18 protein-coding genes and 1 pseudogene are annotated in these 19,566 nt (G+C 43.7%); 11 read left to right on the top strand and 8 right to left on the bottom strand.

Features of this window, described 5'->3' with window-relative positions; translation table 11 throughout:
* From BUB28_RS13990 to BUB28_RS13980, 3 genes and pseudogenes are all read left to right on the top strand, one after another.
* Positions 1–969: pseudogene (locus BUB28_RS13990) on the top strand (cellulose-binding protein CttA-related protein); the annotation flags it as partial.
* A 408-nt stretch (positions 970–1,377) separates the two neighbouring features.
* A complete protein-coding gene (locus BUB28_RS13985; RefSeq protein WP_072952164.1) occupies positions 1,378–3,588 on the top strand; it encodes a cellulose-binding protein CttA-related protein in 2,211 nt (736 codons plus the stop codon).
* A gap of 140 nt (positions 3,589–3,728) precedes the next feature.
* Entirely contained in the window at positions 3,729–4,652 is a 924-nt protein-coding gene (locus tag BUB28_RS13980; protein WP_072952163.1) for an NPXTG-anchored protein, read from the top strand.
* Positions 4,653–4,719: 67 nt separating this feature from the next.
* On the opposite strand, the gene BUB28_RS13975 is transcribed toward BUB28_RS13980, so the two are convergent.
* On the bottom strand, positions 4,720–5,466 hold the full coding sequence (locus BUB28_RS13975) for a tRNA 2-thiocytidine biosynthesis TtcA family protein (protein ID WP_072952162.1): 747 nt from the start codon (positions 5,464–5,466) through the stop codon (positions 4,720–4,722).
* Positions 5,467–5,871: 405 nt separating this feature from the next.
* On the opposite strand from BUB28_RS13975, the gene BUB28_RS13970 reads away from it, so the two are divergent.
* From BUB28_RS13970 to BUB28_RS13945, 6 genes are all read left to right on the top strand, one after another.
* Positions 5,872–6,366 (top strand): hypothetical protein, encoded by a 495-nt coding sequence (locus tag BUB28_RS13970; protein ID WP_207647112.1) that lies wholly within the window; start codon positions 5,872–5,874, stop codon positions 6,364–6,366.
* 58 nt (positions 6,367–6,424) lie between these two features.
* Positions 6,425–7,096: a uracil-DNA glycosylase gene (locus BUB28_RS13965; protein ID WP_072952160.1), complete on the top strand. Its 672-nt coding sequence runs from the start codon at positions 6,425–6,427 to the stop codon at positions 7,094–7,096.
* 12 nt (positions 7,097–7,108) lie between these two features.
* On the top strand, positions 7,109–7,969 hold the full coding sequence (metF, locus tag BUB28_RS13960; protein WP_072952159.1) for a methylenetetrahydrofolate reductase [NAD(P)H]: 861 nt from the start codon (positions 7,109–7,111) through the stop codon (positions 7,967–7,969).
* 41 nt (positions 7,970–8,010) lie between these two features.
* Positions 8,011–8,634 (top strand): vitamin B12 dependent-methionine synthase activation domain-containing protein, encoded by a 624-nt coding sequence (locus tag BUB28_RS13955; protein WP_242940000.1) that lies wholly within the window; start codon positions 8,011–8,013, stop codon positions 8,632–8,634.
* 194 nt (positions 8,635–8,828) lie between these two features.
* Entirely contained in the window at positions 8,829–10,238 is a 1,410-nt protein-coding gene (locus BUB28_RS13950; protein ID WP_072952157.1) for an ABC transporter substrate-binding protein, read from the top strand.
* 134 nt (positions 10,239–10,372) lie between these two features.
* Entirely contained in the window at positions 10,373–11,329 is a 957-nt protein-coding gene (locus BUB28_RS13945) for an NAD-dependent epimerase/dehydratase family protein (protein WP_072952156.1), read from the top strand.
* A gap of 57 nt (positions 11,330–11,386) precedes the next feature.
* Here BUB28_RS13945 and BUB28_RS13940 read toward each other — a convergent pair whose 3' ends face one another.
* The 7 genes from BUB28_RS13940 to BUB28_RS13910 all read right to left on the bottom strand — a co-directional run bounded on the left by BUB28_RS13940 (position 11,387) and on the right by BUB28_RS13910 (position 16,565).
* Positions 11,387–12,184 carry a class I SAM-dependent methyltransferase gene (locus BUB28_RS13940; RefSeq protein ID WP_072952155.1) on the bottom strand — a complete coding sequence of 266 codons (798 nt, stop codon included), beginning with the start codon at positions 12,182–12,184 and terminating at the stop codon, positions 11,387–11,389.
* Positions 12,185–12,212: 28 nt separating this feature from the next.
* On the bottom strand, positions 12,213–12,455 hold the full coding sequence (locus BUB28_RS13935) for an RNA-binding S4 domain-containing protein (RefSeq protein WP_019678992.1): 243 nt from the start codon (positions 12,453–12,455) through the stop codon (positions 12,213–12,215).
* 59 nt (positions 12,456–12,514) lie between these two features.
* The gene (locus BUB28_RS13930; protein WP_072952154.1) at positions 12,515–12,790 is read right to left on the bottom strand and encodes an HU family DNA-binding protein; all 276 of its coding nucleotides are present in this window, start codon (positions 12,788–12,790) and stop codon (positions 12,515–12,517) included.
* Positions 12,787–13,608, bottom strand: coding sequence for a nucleoside triphosphate pyrophosphohydrolase (mazG, locus tag BUB28_RS13925; protein WP_072952153.1), 822 nt, complete (start codon positions 13,606–13,608; stop codon positions 12,787–12,789). Before mazG ends, BUB28_RS13930 begins: the two co-directional genes overlap by 4 nt.
* Before the next feature lie 190 nt (positions 13,609–13,798).
* Complete coding sequence (trpS, locus tag BUB28_RS13920; protein WP_072952152.1) at positions 13,799–14,794, bottom strand: tryptophan--tRNA ligase; 996 nt, start codon at positions 14,792–14,794, stop codon at positions 13,799–13,801.
* A 14-nt stretch (positions 14,795–14,808) separates the two neighbouring features.
* A complete protein-coding gene (locus BUB28_RS13915) occupies positions 14,809–15,336 on the bottom strand; it encodes a hypothetical protein (protein ID WP_072952151.1) in 528 nt (175 codons plus the stop codon).
* 35 nt (positions 15,337–15,371) lie between these two features.
* Positions 15,372–16,565, bottom strand: a complete 1,194-nt coding sequence (locus BUB28_RS13910) for an aminotransferase-like domain-containing protein (protein ID WP_072952150.1) — start codon at positions 16,563–16,565, stop codon at positions 15,372–15,374.
* Positions 16,566–17,050: 485 nt separating this feature from the next.
* Between BUB28_RS13910 and BUB28_RS13905 the strand changes: the two genes are divergently transcribed.
* Positions 17,051–18,652 carry an oligosaccharide flippase family protein gene (locus BUB28_RS13905; RefSeq protein ID WP_278291368.1) on the top strand — a complete coding sequence of 534 codons (1,602 nt, stop codon included), beginning with the start codon at positions 17,051–17,053 and terminating at the stop codon, positions 18,650–18,652.
* Positions 18,653–18,715: 63 nt separating this feature from the next.
* Positions 18,716–19,566, top strand: an 851-nt coding sequence (locus BUB28_RS17125; RefSeq protein ID WP_207647111.1) for a hypothetical protein, incomplete at its 3' end; no start/stop codon positions are given.

Raw genomic sequence — 19,566 nt, 5'->3', positions numbered from 1 at the left:
GGCAGCACACCTGTTTCGACTTCAAGCACACAGGGAACAGCACCTGTATCAACAAGCACAACATCTAATGTTACAACTGTAAGTGATCCTAACACAACACATCAGGGTCAGGGCGTAACATCAACAACCAACCCAACAACTGGTGGTGGCATGGAACTTTCAGGTTCATCAACAACCTCAACAACATCAACTATATCAACAACAAGCGAAGGCTATAAGCGTTCTTACGCTACTATCAAGACTCAGGCAGGTTACTACTTCAGTCATGATAACGGTGTTCGTGCAAACGGACAGAAGGGCGGCTTCAATAAGGATCAGGTAGTTAAGCTTGAGATCATTGATGTTTACGCTGATAATTATGAAGTACCAAGAGCAGCGATAGATTACGATCTTATCAACTTCAATGGTGCTACACCAGAAAGCGAGTACAATTCTCGTACACACGTTCCGAAGCAGACAACCATAGACGACTTCAAGTATGACGTACCTGTTTACTATGGCGATATGCAGCTCGTTGACAAGGACGGCAAGCCTCTTACAGTACCGGCTTATATCGGTGTAAAGGGCGATGCTTCACTGGATCTCCTTGTAGATTCCGTTGACGCATCAGCAGTTCTCCGTTACTATGCAGCTATCTCTACAAACGGCAGAGACGTATACGACGTAGTTCTCCAGGCTACAGCTTCAGGATTAAAGGTTGATTCACCTACAGCTGAACTTGACGAGCTCGCTGCATTCCTCGCTGATGTAAATACAAACGAGTGGAGCGCAGAGAACTGGCAGACAAAGAAGGACGGAAAACTTGTAAGTGACGATACAAAGCTTGCTGAAAACGGCAGACGTATCGACTCTAACGACGCTTCCAAGATCCTTGCTTACTATGCAAAGAGATCGTCTTCTAACTACGATAATGTATCAAATTACGATATCTGGAACGAGGTTCTCGGAAAAGCAAGATTTGGTGCATAATATTCATAAAAAGCACGCCGAAAGGCGTGCTTTTTTTACAGAAAATACCGCTTGAAAATACGTGAAAAAGATGATATAATTAACTCGAAAAAGCGTAATTTTCAGCGAAATACCGAAAAAATAATACAGAAAGTTCAATAAGGCAAAAATATTACTGTTCATATACTCTCATATTGTGAAAAAAGTACAAAAAACGAGATTATTAATCGTCAATAATTTTTGAAAAAAATATACTGTTCTGCTTGACTTATTGGACTTTGTGTGATAAAATGTAGATATGAATTTCTGGGGAAAGTATAAGTATTTGCAGATAAGCGCCCCGAAATTTAGCCTGATGCGGAGAGCGGCTTGTACATAAGAAGGGCTTAAAGCAAAAGGGGAATAAACATGTTAGAGAGGTATAGGACAATGAAGAATTCATTATTCAAGAGAGCAATCGCTGTAGTTGCTGCTGCACCACTTGCCCTCACACAGTGTTTAACTGTTGCAAATGCTGAAACAAATGATGCTGCTCAGGCTACATCAAATGTTCAGGATGAAAACAAAAACGAGAAAGTCACACTTGAGTCTCTTCTTTTTATTGACCCTACTGAGACAGTTTCATCATGGAACCAGGTAGTATCAATAAAGCTTGACACATTAGAGAAGAGATCAGGCGAATTTGATTTTTCAAAAATCGCTAACGAGATAATTGCTCGCGCTGGTCAGTATAAGGACATTGCAGAGTATGGTCTTAACGAACTTATCATTCCTAACGGTGTTAACTATCAGGTTAAGGGCAACAACGACATTGTTATCACAGGTAAGGTTTCTGAACCTGATTTCAATCGTAATCTCAGCCTTACATCTGGTCAGGCACTTGCTGCTCAGGCTGAGGCATACGGCAGACCAAATCTTAACAAGATAGATTTCTCTGATATCAAGGCTGGCGGTGATTTCACGATCACTATCGAAGCTTCAAAGCTTCGCGCAGGTACAGAAGTTCCTGTAAAGTTTGAGTATAAGGTTGGCGATAAGACATACGCTGCAGGTGAAATCTTTGACTTTGCTCTTGATATAATGGCAAAGGTAAAAGCTAAGGGTGATGCAGCACTTGAGAAGGAAATCCCTGCTCAGTTACTTGACAAGGCTAAGGCTGATTACGCTGAAAAGATCAAAAATGTAACAGATAAGATCCAGAAAGCTAAGAACAAGTTCCAGAATGCTTGTAAGACAAACAAGACAAGAGAATATGCAAATGTTGCAGCTATTATTGCTGAGGCAAACGAAAAGCTCAAGAATCATAACATCAACAGAACGATTCCTGCAACAGCTACAGATATTGCTACAAAAAAGATTGTGGCTGAGTTCTATACACAGTTACTCAACACAATTTCTACTAAGGGCGATATAGCAATCACATCTGCTGATCTTGGTACATTTGCTGACAGCTTAACAGATATCAAGGGCTCAATTGCTAATGCTATTGCAAACGGCGAAGCAAGATTTGCTGATGCAGAGCAGGAAGATGTTAAGAAATGGGTTGAAAGCCAGGGCTATGCTTTCGTTGACTCTTACAAGAAGATCACTGCTAAAGTTGACTTTAGCACAATTAATACAAAGGACGCTGGTTCAGTTGATGTTCAGATCGAGAGAGTTCTCGTAACTGAGACAACTGCTTCAACAACAACATCTTCAACAACTACAACATCTACAACAACATCTACAGAGTCCACAACATCAACAGAGTCTACAACATCTACAACATCAACAGAGTCTACAACATCTACAACATCAACAGAGTCTACAACATCTACAACATCAACAGAGTCCACAACATCAACAACATCAACAACATCAACAACATCAACAGAGTCTACAACATCAACAACAGGTGAGCCTACAACATCTTCAACAACTTCATCTACAACTACAGAGACTCTCCCTGCAGCTACAACATCGATCATTAAGTCATATGTAACATTTGATACACAGTCTGCTTTCTATGTAAGCATTGACGAAGCATTCGATAAGGCTCAGATCTCTAATGTAGTTCTCCACGAGAGATACATTGAAGGTTACACACTCAATGGCAAGAAGGTAGTAGTGAAGGAAGACGAAAGAATAAAGGACATCACAGATGTAAACTTTGGTACAGCAACTCCTTCAAATACATACAAGACTGACAGCACAAACTTCAAGTATGAAATCCCTGTATACGCAAACGGCGCTGTTCTCAAGGACATCGACGGCAAGGACGTTACAGTAACAGTTTACATCGCTCGTAAGGGTGACGCAAATCTCGATAACCTCGTTGACTCAAACGATGCTTCACAGGTTCTCTCATACTATGCAAGACTTTCTACAAACGACAGCGCAAATGCTGTATATGAGGAGCAGCTTTCTAAGAGCGCACTCGCTACAGATCCAAGATCTGAGTATGAAGAGTTCGCAGCATTCCTCGCTGATGTTCACCACGGTGCAGATCAGTCAGTAGGCAGAGAAGTAAAGAAGAACAACAGACTTATTGATGCTAACGATGCTTCTTGGATCCTCTCATTCTACGCTAAGATTTCTTCTGAAGATTACAAGGACATGACAGACAAGCAGATCTGGGACGTTGTTTCAAAGAAGAAGTAAGATCTTTACAAGCTATGACCGACTGAGTTCATCAGTCTGACATTCAAGAAATGACATAAACATAAAAGAGTGTAGTCCGCCGCTATTTCGGCGGCGGATTAACATATATATTCTAAAATTATCTGAAAGGAATAATGACAATGAAGAAGAATACTTTAAAGAGTGCTGTTGCTGCACTCGCAGTTTCTGCTGTAGCTCTTTCAGCATCTGCAATGAGCGCATTTGCTGCTGGTAAGGCTGCTGGTCAGGAATATCCTTTAAACGGTCTTGATCCAAACAAGGCTACAACAAAGCCAACACTTTCACTCACACAGGAGACACTTAAACTTGATGAGGCTAAGGCTAACCCAACTCGTACAATCCAGCTCAAGGTTGAAGGTGCTGCTGGTAAGTACGCTCCAACAGGTCTCCACATTCAGTTCGACAGCAGACTCAAGCTCGTAGAAGAGGACGGTTTCTTTGCTGACCTCGGTCCTGCTGGTAAGAGACTTTCTCAGGAAACACAGAAAGATGGAGATAACGGTTTCTTCGTAGCTACAGCTGCTTCAACAGATGCTGGTCAGGATGGCGTTCTCTGGGAATTCAAACTTACACTTCCTTCTGACGTAAAGGCTGGCGATAATTTCCCAATCGAGATCGCATACAAGAGCAAGACTTCAGCAGAAGACCTCTTCACAAATGGTGATAAGGACGAAGCTGGTCAGCTCATGCAGGCTTGGGTATTTACAAACGGTATCGAGCAGGGCTTCATTAAGATCGATTCTCCTACAACTTCATCTACAACAACTACAACTACTACAACAACTACTACAACTACAACCACAACAACAACTACAACAGTAGTTTCATCTTCATCTACATCAACAACTTCTACAACATCTACATCTTCAGCTACAACTTCTAAGGGTTCAGCTAAGACAACAGCTAAGGCTACAACAACAGCTAAGGCTACAACAAAGAAGAACGACGCAGTTAAGACTGGCGTTAAGGGTGCTGGCGTAGCAGTTGCAGGTCTTGCAATCGCTGTAGGTACAGCATTCGTTCTCAGAAAGAAGGAAGACTAATTAATTAGTCTATAATTCAACTGAATAATTAAAGGCTCTCCATCAGGAGAGCCTTTTTATTTATGTATCAGTCTTTAGATTTTGGAGGAGTCCAGTCTACACCGCCCCAGCCGTCGATATTTGCACGTTTCATAGCTCCGAAGAGCCTGTCTTTGAAGCCGTGGTCATTTCGTTCCATATCTGCCAGGAAGTCCTTTGTTTTCTGGCGGTTGGTATGACCGTCCGCAGGACAGACCGATTTAACAACAGGAAGTTCGATTCTTCTCGCAGCTCTGCGGATATCCTTCTCGGGAGCAAGTACGAGGGGACGGATGACAGTTACTTTTTTATGTGTAAGGTAGGTGCTTGGCGAAAAACAGCCAATGCGACCCTCAGTGAAAAGGTTCATAACAAATGTCTCGACGGCGTCATCGTAGTTATGACCGAGTGCGACCTTGTTGCAGCCTAAATCGTTTGCAGCATCGTGAAGTGCTCCTCGCCTCATTCGAGCACAAAGACTGCAAGGGCTCGGTTCTTTTCGCACATCGAAAACAATCTCGGCGATCTGAGTTTTTATAACGTGGTACTCGATGCCTTGTTCCTCGCAAAGCTTGGCAATGGGGGAAAAGTCCATAGTACCGCTTGTAAATCCCATATCAAGAGTAACGGCGACTATCTCATAATCAATACCGATGAATTTCCGCAGCAGGTGCAGTCCCTGAAGAAGTACAAGACTGTCCTTTCCGCCCGAAACGCCCACGAGAATACGGTCTCCGTAGGAAATAAGTCCGTAATTCTGTATTGCTTTGCGCATATATCCTAAAATTTTCTGCATAGCTGATGTCCTTTACTTTTTTTATAATTTAAGAAATTTTAAAAGTCCGTTGTTATGAACATTATAGCATAAAACAAAGGAAACAGCAAGGAATAAAGCGATATATAAAAACTATATCTTCCCATTTTTCATTATTGTCTGAACTTTTGCAGATATATCGTTTATATTAATAGTAAGTGAAAAATCCAATGTTTGCCATTTTACCCCTTTCTCGCCATATATAGCAGCAATAAGTGATGAAACATATTTTAAAGAAAATTGCAAATATAACTTGCAAAGTATGAAAAAATATATTATAATAGAAATGGACTATTTTGTACCCGCTCGGAAATAAAAACAAACCGAGGGATACACTGAAGCAGAAAGGAGAGGCGCAGTGCGCCTGAAAAATAAATGACACAACAGATGAGAAATCTTTTGATCTTACTTGCCGCTATTGTTGTTGTACTTATACTTATAATACTTTTATTCAGCGGAAAAAGCTCATTCAGACGACTTCTTTCACTCTTTCTTGAAGAACGCCACGACGATTATGATGACGGAGATGTACCGAATAAAATGCCTCCTCCCGCAAAGAGAGCATCTCAGCCTGACGGCAGGAGAGCTGTTCAGGAGGACGAGTTCGCACAGCAGAAGCGTACATCAGAGCCTATTGTAGAAATGGCAACACTTATCAGAAAGAGCGATGACCGTATGCGAATTATAGAGAGTACGGGACAGGTAAAGCTTGTCGATGAGTATTATGAGCTTATCTTTGTTACAAGAAAAGGACAGAAGCTGAAGATCGAGTGTTCAGCCGAGGCTTATGACAAGGTGCCCTTCAATCAGCAGGGTTCTCTTACATACAGGCGTAATACTCTTGTAAAATTCAAGTATTATGAGGATACAGTTTTCAATTAATGAGAGAAGGGGGGCGGCTCATGCCGTCCCTGTTTTAATTTAAAACAATGGAGGCAATATGGTAAGCTTTAACAATGACTGGGACGAGCTGCTGAAAAATGAGTTTACTAAGGATTACTACCTTAAACTCAGACAGACTCTTATAAATGAGTACAGAACGCAGCGAATTTTCCCGGGTATGTATGATATATTCAATGCACTGAAATACACCTCATACGAAGATGTGAAGTGCGTTATAATCGGACAGGACCCCTATCACGGTGAGGGACAGGCTCACGGTCTGAGCTTTTCCGTGCGGAAGGGGATAGCTCCGCCGCCGTCACTTATCAATATATTCAAAGAAATAAGGGAAGATGTGGGCATAGATAATTTAGGCAAGCACGGAGAGCTTACAAAGTGGGCGCAGGAAGGCGTACTTCTGCTCAATTCCGTACTTACAGTACGTGCAAATCAGGCAAGAAGTCACCATGGCATAGGCTGGGAGAACTTTACTACTGATGTCATAAAGCTGCTCAATCAGCGTGAAAAGCCAATGGTATTCATGCTCTGGGGCGGCGATGCAAAGACAAAGCAGCAGTATATCACAAACCCTGCACATCTTGTACTAAAGGCAGCCCACCCGAGTCCGCTTTCGGCGTATAATGGATTTTTCGGGTGCAGGCATTTTTCAAAGGCAAATCAGTTCCTGCGCGAAAAGGGACTGGGCGAAATTGACTGGTCGATCGAATAACGGAGGATATATATGCATATCAAAGAGCTTTTTAAGGATAAGACAGTGTTTTCCTTTGAGGTGTTCCCACCCAAGAAAACAAGCCCTGTCGAGGTAATATATGACACCCTGAACGAACTCAATGATCTACGTCCCGATTTTATAAGTGTTACCTTTGGTGCAGGCGGCAGCGGAAACAGCCGTTACGCACTGGAGATAGCTTCTAAAATAAAGGAAAGCGGCATTACACCTATGCTGCATCTTCCATGTATAAACTTCACAAGGAGCGAGATAGATGCTGCACTTGATGAGGCAAAACAGCGCGGTATCGAGAATATACTTGCATTAAGGGGAGATATAAACCCTGAGATACCTCCTGTGAACGATTTCAACCATGCAAGTGACCTTATCACATACATAAAATCAAAGGGAGATTTCGACATAGCAGGTGCCTGCTATCCCGAGTGTCACCCCGACGCAGAAACACTTGTAGAGGACATCATAAATCTTAGAAAAAAGGTAGATGCAGGTGCAGACCACCTTATCACACAGCTTTTCTTCGATAATGATAATTTCTACGAGTTCCGCGAAAAGGCTGCTATTGCAGGCATAAATGTACCGATAGAGGCAGGCATAATGCCTGTTGTAAATAAAAAGCAGATAGAGAGAATGGTAACGACCTGCGGCGCAAGTCTGCCGACAAAGTTTGTGCGCATAATGACTAAGTATGAGCACAATCCCGAGGCACTCCGCGATGCGGGCATAGCCTACGCTGTAAATCAGATAGTTGACCTTGTTGCAAGCGGAGTTGACGGAATACACCTTTATACGATGAATAATCCATATGTTGCCCGTAAGATAAGCGAAGCTGTTTCGGGCATCATCAAAACGTGATGGAGCTTTCCCCCATATCCCTATCGGAAGCAGCGCGGTATATGGGCATCAAGGGGACTCCCACAGAAGCAATATCAGGTATGCTCGAACGCTGCGAAAGGCTCGTGCGCGAGCGCGTAAGACCTAAATATGTATATCTTGAGACATCTGTTGAGTTTTCGGAGAACGGAGTCGTTCTCGGAGCAATGTCCGAACCGCTGACAGGAGAAGATATAAAAAGACATTTAAGCGGCTGTGACCGTGCCGTAATGCTTGCTGCAACTCTTTCACAGGAGGCGGATAAGCTCATAAGACAGGCGGCGGTCACGGATATGGCAGAGTCTCTTGCTATAGACTGCCTTTGCAGTGCGGCTGTTGAACAGGTATGCAACCGCGCTGAGGAGGAAATATTTCAAAAACACGAAACAAAATACAGAACATGGCGTTTCAGTCCGGGATACGGCGACCTACCTATCTCATTGCAGAAAAGCTTCCTTATCGCCCTGAATGCGCAGAGAAGGATAGGTCTGACGGTAACTGAAAGCTCACTATTGATACCTTCAAAATCGGTAACGGCAATAATAGGCATTTCAGATAAGCCTATTGAAAAAAGCAAAAGAGGCTGTGCGGTATGCAATATGCGTGAATGCTGTGCATTCAGAGCCTCCGGTATCAAATGCCACTAAAACTTTGTGTATATAGCTTAAAATATATCACAGTATACTTAAACAATATGTGAATAATTAACCACAAAAGTGTTAAAAGTCTATGAAAATTTTATATTGACATAAACCGAGACAAAGTGATATAATTAGGTTAAGGTAAAAATAAGATGGTTATAATAGGTTAACAATAGGGCGATATTAAAAGGAGTTTGAGGATGAAAAAAGCAAGATATTTCATTTCAGCATTATTGATAGCTGCAATGTCTATGTCTGTCCTTGCTTGCAGCAGCAAGAAGGAGGAAAAAGAGTCCGGAAACACCAAAGAGCTGGACTCAGGTCTGAGAGAGGAAATTCGTAAAAACGCAGAAAGCTCAGAGCTTCTTAAAGGAGATAAGCTGGAAAACGGTGAGATAAAATGGCTTTCTGACTGGGACATAAACCCTGACGGTACAGGCAAGAATGTCCCCATAGACCTTGCAGTGTTCCAGGAGAGATACGGCGGAAAGGTAAAATTCTACAGCTGTACCTACGAGGACAGATTTGAAAAGCTTACAGAGTATATGAGCTCGGGCGAAGGCATAGATTTCTTCTATGGAGGTAATCTGGACGCTTTCCCGAGAGGCGCGATAAAAAAGATGTTCGTGCCGGCAGATGATTATATAGATTTTGATTCTCCGCTCTGGGAGGACGTTAAGGACGTTAACGACCAGTTCCTGTGGGACGGAAAGCATTATATGGCAGGAGTTCAGGCAACAGGAGATACTGTTGCTGTAGTATACAACAAAAAAACCGTAGCAGAAGCAGGCTTTGAGGATCCGGCAGAGCTCTATGCAAGAGGCGAATGGACATGGGATACATTCCAGGAGATGCTTGAGGGCTTTGTGGATACCGATAACCAGAAATACGGCATAGACGGCTGGTGGTTCGAGTTTGGTCTTATGAACACCATAGGCGTACCGCCTGTAAGTCTGGAGGACGGAAAGCTCGTGAACAATCTCAGTGATCCCGCTATGGAGCGTGTTCAGAACTGGATATACGATCTTTACCAGAAGAACTGCATTGCTATAGGTGTCGGAGATTTCGGCTGGGATACCAAGCCTGCCTATGTGGGCGAGGGTAAAACACTGTTCTATCCTATCGGACTTTACGATTTTTACATGGAAAAGGCAAAGTGGACTGCAAAGTACGGGGAGGACGTATTCTTTGTACCAATGCCAAGAGATCCCGAAGCAGATGAGTACTATGTGCCTACGGGTCTTGAATCGTATATGTTCGTGAGCGGAGGTTCAAATCCGGAGGGCGTAGCCAGATACCTCGATTGTAAGAGATTTGCACACCTTGATCCAAGAACCAAGGAGATAGCAGATCAGCAGTTCAGAGAGGACTACGGCTGGACTCAGGAAATGCTCGATATGAAGGACAGTATGCAGCAGCTTGCTGAGGCTAACCCCGTTATAGATATATCAAGGGGAGTTTCACAGGACTGCGGAAATCTTCTTAATGATTCGTTAAGGCTTACCGCGAGAGGCACACCGTGGAATGAGACATTCGAGTCTATAAATGCTACAGTTGACAAGTATCTTGAAAAAATCAATTCAGATCCCGATTCAGCAGTTGTAGATTGAGCTGTATTCGGGGAGAATAGAGTTGCGGAAGGCTAATCATAAGAATATAGAACAGAAAAAATTATTTAGGGTATATTGTTTTAATCAGAGGATACATAAGATATTATTTAAGTTGGAGAAAGGAGGCTATGATCATGGAGAAAGTACTGGTCACAGGAGGCTGCGGACTTATAGGGCAGCATATTTGCTCAGGACTCCTCAAGAAAGGCTTTGAGGTCATAGCTATTGACAGAGAGGAATCAGGTTATAACGAAGGGAAGCTTCACTATTCATCGGTTATATGTTCACCTACAGATAAAAACGCTATAGCTGAGGTATTTGAAAAAAATAAGATAAATATTGTTATTCTTGCTGCTTGTACGGTAGATAACGATCTCGGACCTATCGTTACTGAGGAGCAAATGCAAGAAAGTGCGTCGGTAGATAAGTTTATTTTCCGTTATGCGTTTACAGATGAAAATGTAAAAATGGTAATGCTTCTCAGCACAGATCAGGTATATCAGTTCCCGAAGAGCCGCGAACCGATTCGTGAAGACAGCGATCTGAAGCCTGTCACGAATTATGCGGTAATGAAGTATAAATCAGAGAAGGAGATCGTAAGTGAGGTATCTCGTCATAAGGATAAAATATGCTGCATTATACGCTTCTCGCCTGTATATACGCTCAATTTTACTGATAACCTTATCGCAAAGATCACAGACCCTAAGGACGGTTCAAATTTCGTATACGGACAGGGACAGTACGGTTTCCAGATGTGCTGTGTTCACAATCTGGTAGACTTCATACTCTGTTACGTTAAGAATGCGGACTCTACTTCATACACAGGCATATACAATGTTGGTGACAGACTGCTTACCACAGCGGCTGACATAATCACCTTCATGCGTGAAAAGCATCGTCTTGGCGCGGTAATGCAGAAACAGCCCGCAGGAACTTTTTCCAAGCTCAAGGGCATTTTCAGCGCGAACAAGGACGAAAAGACCAATTATCGCTATCTTGATTTGGCAAAGATAGAAAATAACAATATGTTGGATAACACAAAGGCGAGAAAGCTTGTAAACTTCCGCTGGGATATCCACAATACAAAATAAAGCCATAGACATTAAAAAGCCCGAAAGCAGTTAAACTGCTTTCGGGTTTGTTTTGTTTCAGGGCTTTCGTGCAAGCTCAAGATCAAGAGTATCGTATATGGTAATAGTGCCGCCGTGATAATTTATAGCCTCTGCTATCTTTGAAAAGAACTCTTCTCGTACAGCTTTTTTCATAGCAATGTGGTCGGAGTATGTGCTGAGGAGCTGAACATATTCATCAGCTGAAAAAACTCGTTCGCGTCCGAACAGATGATACTGCAAATCAGTAAATCCGTATTTTTCAGGGATCGTAGCGATCTTTTCAGCCTGTTCTTCGGTAAAAGCCTGTTTTGTACCGCGTTCCTTTTTATAGTAGCTGTAATAGTATTCATCATACAGGCGTTCTATTTTCTGTGTAATAGCAGAGGGATTACGGCTTATTGACGGGCGATTTGCAAACCGCGCGAATACACCGCCTGATCTCAGCATGGAAAACACCTTGCTGTAGCCGATATCCTCAGGTATCCAGTGGAAAGCGGTTGCAGAGAAAACAAGATCGCAGGAGCTGTCTGCGAAAGAAATATCCTCAAATTTCCCCGTGATAACGCTGAAATTCTTATACTTACCGAATTTTTCCCTTAACAGCTCTGATAAGTGTTCGCCGTATTCCACAGCAGTAAGCTTACAGCCTGTATCAAGTATCGGTCGTGTAGCCTGACCGCTTCCGCTTCCTACTTCAACTACACAGCTGTCTGGAGTTATACTGATATAATCGAATATTTTCTTATACAGCTCAGCAACATAATTCGGGCGCATTTTGTCATATACTGATGAAGACGTGTCGAATGTGCGATTAAGTTCCAAATCCTTTGCCATGGCGTATACACCTCCTGAGCTCAGGTGCTTATTCTATTACAGTGTAGTTATCCGCAGCATTTTCCTTTGTAGCGTGCTCTGTAACGCTGAGGACCTTGACCTTTAAGGGGCGTGTTCCCATATTTATCTCTATGATATCGCCCACCTTTACGTCATAGGAAGCTCTTGCAGCCTTGCCGTTAACGACTATCTTCTCGGCGTCGCAGGCTTCATTGGCTACTGTGCGGCGTTTTATAAGTCTTGTTACCTTGAGGTACTTGTCAAGTCTCATAGTATCTCCTTCCGAAATATATAAATAAAAATGGGGACATTAAATGTCCCCATTTGCCATTACTTGTTGATAGCTTCTTTAAGACCCTTGCCAGCCTTGAAAGCAGGTGCTTTGCATGGAGGGCAAACCATCTTAGCCTTTGTCTTGGGGTTGATGCAGGTCTTTTCGCCTCTCTCACGAACCTCGAATGTACCGAAGCCTGTGAGGCAAACCTTGTTGCCGCTCTCAAGAGTCTCCTGAATAGCTGAAAGAGTAGCCTCAAGAGCTGCAGAAGCGTCCTTCTTTGTGCATTTAGCCTTTTCTGCTATAGAATTGATAAGCTCAGTCTTAGTCATTTTTTCTGTTCCTCCGTTTTACTAATTATTGATTTTGCTTTGTCCCAATAGATGTCAAGCTCTTCAATAGGAAGATTTTTCATATCAACGCCCTCTGCGGAAACGAGTTCCTCAGTAATAGAAAAGCGTTTAATGAATTTTTCAGTTGCGGCTTTCAGTGCAAGCTCTGCGTCAACGCCTAAAAGGCGTGCAGCATTTACACATGAAAACAGCAGATCGCCGATCTCCTCTTCGATATTTGCTTTGTCGCCGCTTATTACAGCAGCGTCGAGTTCAGCCTTTTCGTTTCCGATACAAGCTATAGCGTCCTCAGCACATCGGAAATCCATGCCTGCGCGCATCGCCCTTTTGCCTACCTTCTGTGCTCTCATAAGAGCGGGAAGGGACTTTGCAACGCTTGTGAGGGTATCCGTGTATCTTTTCTGCCCCTTAGTTTCCATTTTTATAGCGTCCCAGTTCTTCAGCACCTGGTCGGTGGAATTAGCTGTTACGTCGCCGAAAACGTGGGGGTGGCGGATAATTAGCTTTTTGCAGATCTCATCGCACACATCATCGAAAGTGAAGGAATTTGTTTCTTCTTCGATCCTGCAATGGAAAACGACCTGAAGCAGAACGTCGCCCAGCTCTTCGCGGAGAAGATCTGCGTCCTCAAGGTCTATAGCCTCGATAACTTCGCAGGTCTCTTCTATGAAGTCGCTCTTTATCGACTTGTGGGTTTGTTCTCTATCCCACGGGCAGCCGCCCTCGCCTCTCAGAAGTCTTACAATATCGAGCAAATCGTTAATGGAATAATGCTCTTTCTGCTGATATTCAACCATAGGAAAACACTCCCTTAAAGACGGGCTATGTTATATAATACCCTAAATTTTGATAAATTGCAACCTTTTTTTTACATTTTTGTTAATTCCGAAGAAAATAATAATTTAAACAGCCGCACTTTGTATATTTTTGCTATATAATTACAAGAAGTTATATTTTTTCGAGCATCAAAACATAGCCGAATAATAATTATCTGTCTACAAATCCTACCTTATGATAAGCCTTTGAGACTATTCTGCCTGAGTATCTGAGTGCTTTCTGAGCACCCTCTGTGTAGCACTGTTTCAGGTAAGCCTTGTCGCCGCTGAGCTTAGCGAACTCGGTACGGACAGGTTCGAGGTGATCTGCAACAGCTTCTCCGACAGCGATCTTGAAGTCGCCGTAGCCCTTTCCTGCAAATTCAGACTCGATAGCCTTGAAGTCCTTGCCTGTAACACATGAGTAAATTGTCATAAGATTATTGATGCCGTCCTTGCCCTCGCGGTAGCATACCTCAGCCTCACTGTCTGTAACAGCTCTCTTGAACTTGCGGATAATAGTATCCTTGTCGTCGAGGATAAGTATACAAGCGTTGGGATTTTCGTCGGATTTTGACATTTTCTTGGTAGGCTCCTGCAATGACATTATCTTTGCGCCTACCTCCGGGATATAAGGCTCGGGAAGTGTGAAGAAATCGCCGTAACGCTGATTGAAGCGCTGAGCGATATTTCTTGCAAGCTCCAGATGCTGCTTCTGGTCAACGCCCACAGGAACAAGGTCGGCGTTATAAGCGAGGATATCCGCAGCCATAAGCGTAGGATAAGTAAAGAGACCCGAGTTTATATCATCAGGGTGTTTCTGGCTCTTGTCCTTGAACTGAGTCATACGTGAAAGCTCGCCGAACTGTGTATTACAGCCCAGTATCCAGTTGAGCTCAGCGTGTGTCGGAGCATGGCTCTGAATAAAGAGTATAGATCTTTCGGGATCAACTCCGCAAGCCATTAAGAGTGCGTATGAATTGAGTGTATTCTGACGGAGCTTTGCAGGATCCTGTCTTACAGTTATAGCGTGCATATCAACAACGCAGTAAATGCAGTTGTACTGCTCCTGTAAAACGCCCCAGTTTCTGACAGCTCCGATGTAGTTGCCGAGGGTAAATGTGCCTGTAGGCTGTATACCGCTGAAAATCAGCTTTTTATCGTCCATTGATGTGACTCTCCTTACTTAGCAGCATTTCTTCTGTCAGCCTCGTCCTTGAGCTGGCAGCTTCTGATCTCGCTGAGAACGCGCTGATAGAGTACATAGAATGAACGGAGCTCAGGCTCTGTTTCGGGGATAAGACCTGATTTGAGCTCTGTCATATATACGCCGCCCTTTGTGAGGAGGAATATCTTGTTTGTTCTGCCCTTAGGAAGGTCATAGCGTTTGGTCTTTTCACATTTAGGAAGAAGCTGACCTGCATTTGCAACGAGAGTATGAGCAGCCTGAACGAGGTTTCTGTACTTCTGTGAAGCGCCTGTGTACTCGCCGCCGTTGTTGAAGTAGATGTTTGCAGCACCGTTGATAAAGCAGACCATAGTTGTGAGCACATCAGCGGACATAGGAATGTCGATAACAACGCCGAAAACGTCGTTCTTCTTGAGCTTGCTGAGGCTGTCGAAGTATTCAGCAGGGAAGTTGATAGCCTGTCCTCTTGTCATAAGATATTTCTGTGTGACATTATATCTGTCGGTCATTCTGTTTGGCATAGTAAAAATTTTCCTTTCAAAGTAATTTTTTCTTCTTAATCGAGCATTTCTCTTGTCATGCGGGCAAGTATTTCCATACCCTTCTTTATCTGCTCGTTTGTAGGTGTTGAATAATTAAGACGGAACGAGTGACTGATCTCGTTCTGGTCTATGCTGAAAGAGTTGCCGGGTACGACAGCGATCTTGTACTCCTGAACAGCTTTTTTGCAGAAGTCGTTCATGTTGCAGTTTTCGGGAAGGTCGCACCATACGAAGAGACCGCCCTGAGGCTTGGTATAGTGTATCTTCTTTGAGAACTCGCTGTCTATATATCCGCACATAAGGTCGCATTTTTCCTTGTATATAGCGCGGAGCTTCTTGAAATGAGCTTCTCTGTCAACAGTTGTCATAAATCTGTGGGAAACCACCTGTGCCCACATATTCGAGTGAACGTCAGCAACCTGCTTGCAGACTACCATTTTCTGAATGATAGGAGCAGGAGCGGAGCAGTAGCCTGTTCTGAAGCCTGATGAGATTATCTTGGAGAAGGTGCTGGAGTAGATTACTCTGCCCTCGGTATCAAAGCTCTTTATGCAGGGAACATTTTCGCCCTCGAAGCGGAGCTCTCCGTATGGGTCGTCCTCTAAGATAATGAAATCGTACTTGCAGGCAAGCTCATAGACTGCCTTGCGCTTAGCCAGAGACATAGTTTTGCCTGTTGGGTTCTGGAAGTTTGGGATAAGATAGAGAAGCTTGACATTCTTGTCCTTTTTGAGAGTATCTTCAAGCTTTTCGAGATTTATTCCGTCATCTTCCATTTCAACGCCGACCAGATTGACATTGTATGAGCGGAATGCATTGAGCGAACCGATAAAGCTCGGAGACTCGCAGAGGAGAGTATCGCCCTCGTTGAGCAGGACTTTACATGAAAGCTCGTTAGCCTGCTGTCCGCCTGATGTAATGATAAGGTCGTCGAATTCCTTATGGAAGCAATTTTTCTCTGTCATCCAGCCTTTAAGGAAATCACGCAGGGGAGTATAGCCCTCAGTGACGCTGTACTGGAGTGCAAGAATAGGGTCGTTTTTGAGAAGTTCAGCAGAGATCTCAGCGATCCTCTCCTTTGGGAAAGCCTCGGGAGCAGGATTTCCGGCTGCAAAAGAGATTACCTCAGGATCAGAAGTGAACTTGAGTATTTCTCTTATGGCAGAAGCCTGGAGCTTGCTGACCTTGTCTGAGAATTTATAATCCATGATAAAAACCAGCCTTTCGTCTGTTTGATAACTATAATCAGTCCAATTTACATTATAACACATTATTTACAATAAATCAATATGCGCGTGGATTTTTATAGTGATTAGTGGTTAGTGCATGGCAGTGGAGCCATTAGCCTTTAGCCGTTAGCCTGTAGGGGCTGGGTTATTAATTCGGAATGCGGAATTTGGAATTCGGAATTATTGTGTCTGCTTACGCAGACGAATTTGAATTGTAGAAACGCACATTGCGCGTCCCTACTAACCACTGTAATGATGCATAAAATCGAGCACAAGAATTTATGCAAAACATAGAACTGAAAATATATTTTTTCAATAATCAATGGTTTTCCGTTGAAAAAGTGTTTATTTCAGCCCTCTTATAGAAGTACAAATCCGCTTCCGCATAAACAAAACAGCCGCATCATATATTTATGTGAAAAACTATTTTTATGTGCAGGCACATATTTCGGAGGCGGTAACTACTGAAAAGGCAGAATTTCATAAAGGGTTCCATAATATTAATGGTATCGGCAGCGGCAGCAAAACTGCTGGGAGCATTTTTCAAGATACCGCTTACAAATATACTTGGCGGTGTGGGCATGGGGTATTTCAGCTGTGCATACAGCCTCTTCATGCCTGTGTATTCTCTTACCGTCACTGGGCTGAGCTCTGCTGTAGCTCGTATGACGGCGCAAAGCACAGCACTTGGTATGTATGCGAATACAGCAAAGATACGCAGGACGGCTCTGGGGATATTTTCACTTGTGGGACTTATCGGCAGCCTGCTGATAATACTTCTTGCAAAGCCCTTCAGCATTTACAGTACAGGCAGCAGCGAAGCAGCGGCAGCAGTGGCTATGATAGCGCCTGCGGTGCTTTTCGGCTGTATAACAGCGGTTGAGAGAGGCTGTTACGAGGGTATGAGTAATATGTATCCTACGGCGCTTTCGCAGGTAGTCGAAGGAGTAGTAAAGGCAGCGGCAGGACTTTTGCTGTGCGGCTATGTTCTGAAAAATCCGCAGGTCATAGAAAAGTATTTTCCGTATGTAACAGATGTACGCGCCGCAGCTGCGGCGGCAGGCATACTGGGAGTTACTCTTTCAACGCTGGGAGCAGCGGTATTTCTTGCAGCAGTAAGGCTGTTCACGAAATTGCCCGAGGGGGGCGAGAGCTATGTTATGAGCAGAAAAGCCATAGTCCGTGAGCTTGCGGCAACTGCCGCTCCTGTAGGCGTAAGTGCGCTGGTGACAAATCTTACGGCATTGATAGATATGTGGACGGTAATAGGCTGTATATCCTGTTTCGGCAGCAGTATAGCCGCACCTGAGGGCGTTTCAGCGGCAGAGCTGCCCTACTTTATATATGGTTCATTTGCAGGCATTGCACTTACTGTATTCAATCTTGTGCCGTCGGTGACTAATATGCTGGGAAAAGGGGCACTTACCTGCATAACGTCTGCATATGAGAGCAAGGACAGAAAAGCTCTTGAATACGGAACGTCTCAGGCACTTCTCACGGCGGCGGTAATATCGGTTCCTGCGGCAGTGGGGATAGGAGTCCTTGCACCTGAGATACTGGGCTTTTTGTATCCACAGCAGTCAGATGAGGCGGCTTTCTGTGTAAATTCCCTTCGCTGGCTAATGGCAGGCATGGTATGTCTCTGTGTGTCCTATCCGCTTTTCAGTATGCTTCAGGCTGTAGGGAAGCCCTCGGCTCCCCTGAAAATAACGCTTATAGGCACAGCTGTAAAGCTGGCAGGAAATCTCATTTTCATACCTTTTATGGGAGTGGACGGAGCCGCATTTTCGACCTCTCTGTGCTATGGTACAGTGCTTGCGATATCCCTTAAAGTCTACATAAAAGCTGCTGATCTGCATATCAGTGCAGCGCCCTTCGGAAAGGTCTTGTATTCGGGGGCTATGTGCGGCGGAGCGGCGTATCTTACGGCTTCTTTACTGAAAAATGCAGGGGCTTCGCTCATTGGCGTTATGGGAGTTTCTGCGGCCGTAGGGGGAGCGGTATATCTTGTGCTGATAGCAGCGCTTGTAGGAAAAGTCAGCATAAAACGGCGTGAAAGAGCATAAAAGTACTTGCAATTTTGTTCTTTTTGTGATATTATACAATTATTAAATCAAGGGGGCATAATAATGAATAAAATCCTAAAAAAAGTAACAGCAATTGCAGCGGCTCTTTCCGTTTCGTGCATTTCACCTGTGACAAGCGCGTACGGAGCAGGAAGTGCAACAGGAGACAAGTACGAGCTTAATGGAATTGATCCTGAGAAATCGACAGTAAAGCCGACATTATCGCTCAGTCAAATTGAGATCTCTCTGGAAGAAGCTAAAAAATCTCCTGTTCAGTCTATCGAAATGAGTATCAAGGGTGCAAGCAGACAATATGTAGCTACAGGTATCCATGTAAGATACGATGACAGATTGAAGCTTGAGCTTCGTGACGAAGAATTAGCAGAGAAAGGTCCTGCTATAAGAAGACTGGGAACAGAGCTTTCAGAAGAGGACAACACTATTTTCCTCGTTACAGCAGGTTCCGGCGACTATGGTCTTGACGGCGTAATGTGGACATTTGATCTCAGACTTCCCGATAATGTAAAGGAAGGAGATCTTTTCCCTGTAAATATCGAGTACGATATCGAGAACGACCTGTTTGCTTCTATCGGCAATAAGGCTAATTCAAAGTACATGGAAGCGTGGGTGTTTACAAAGGGTATCGAGCAGGGCTACATCAAGATAAAGGGCGGCGACGAGCAGACAACAACATCTACTACCGCTACAGAAACTACTACAACAACTACTTCTACCACAACTGTAAAGCCTACAGAGACTACAAAGAAGACAACTACAATAACTACTACAGAGACAACATCAGCAAGTACTACAGAGGTAACAACTACTGATAGATCTTACTGGACCGGTCCAAGTTTAACTTCTACAACAACTGTTAAGCCTACAACAGAGACCACAAAGAAGACAACTTCTAC

It is taken from the genome of Ruminococcus flavefaciens (assembly GCF_900143025.1).
Taxonomy (GTDB): Bacteria; Bacillota; Clostridia; order Oscillospirales; family Ruminococcaceae; genus Ruminococcus; species Ruminococcus flavefaciens_I.
The sequence above is the reverse complement of the archived record's forward strand: the minus strand, read 5'-3'. Positions and strand labels throughout refer to the sequence as shown.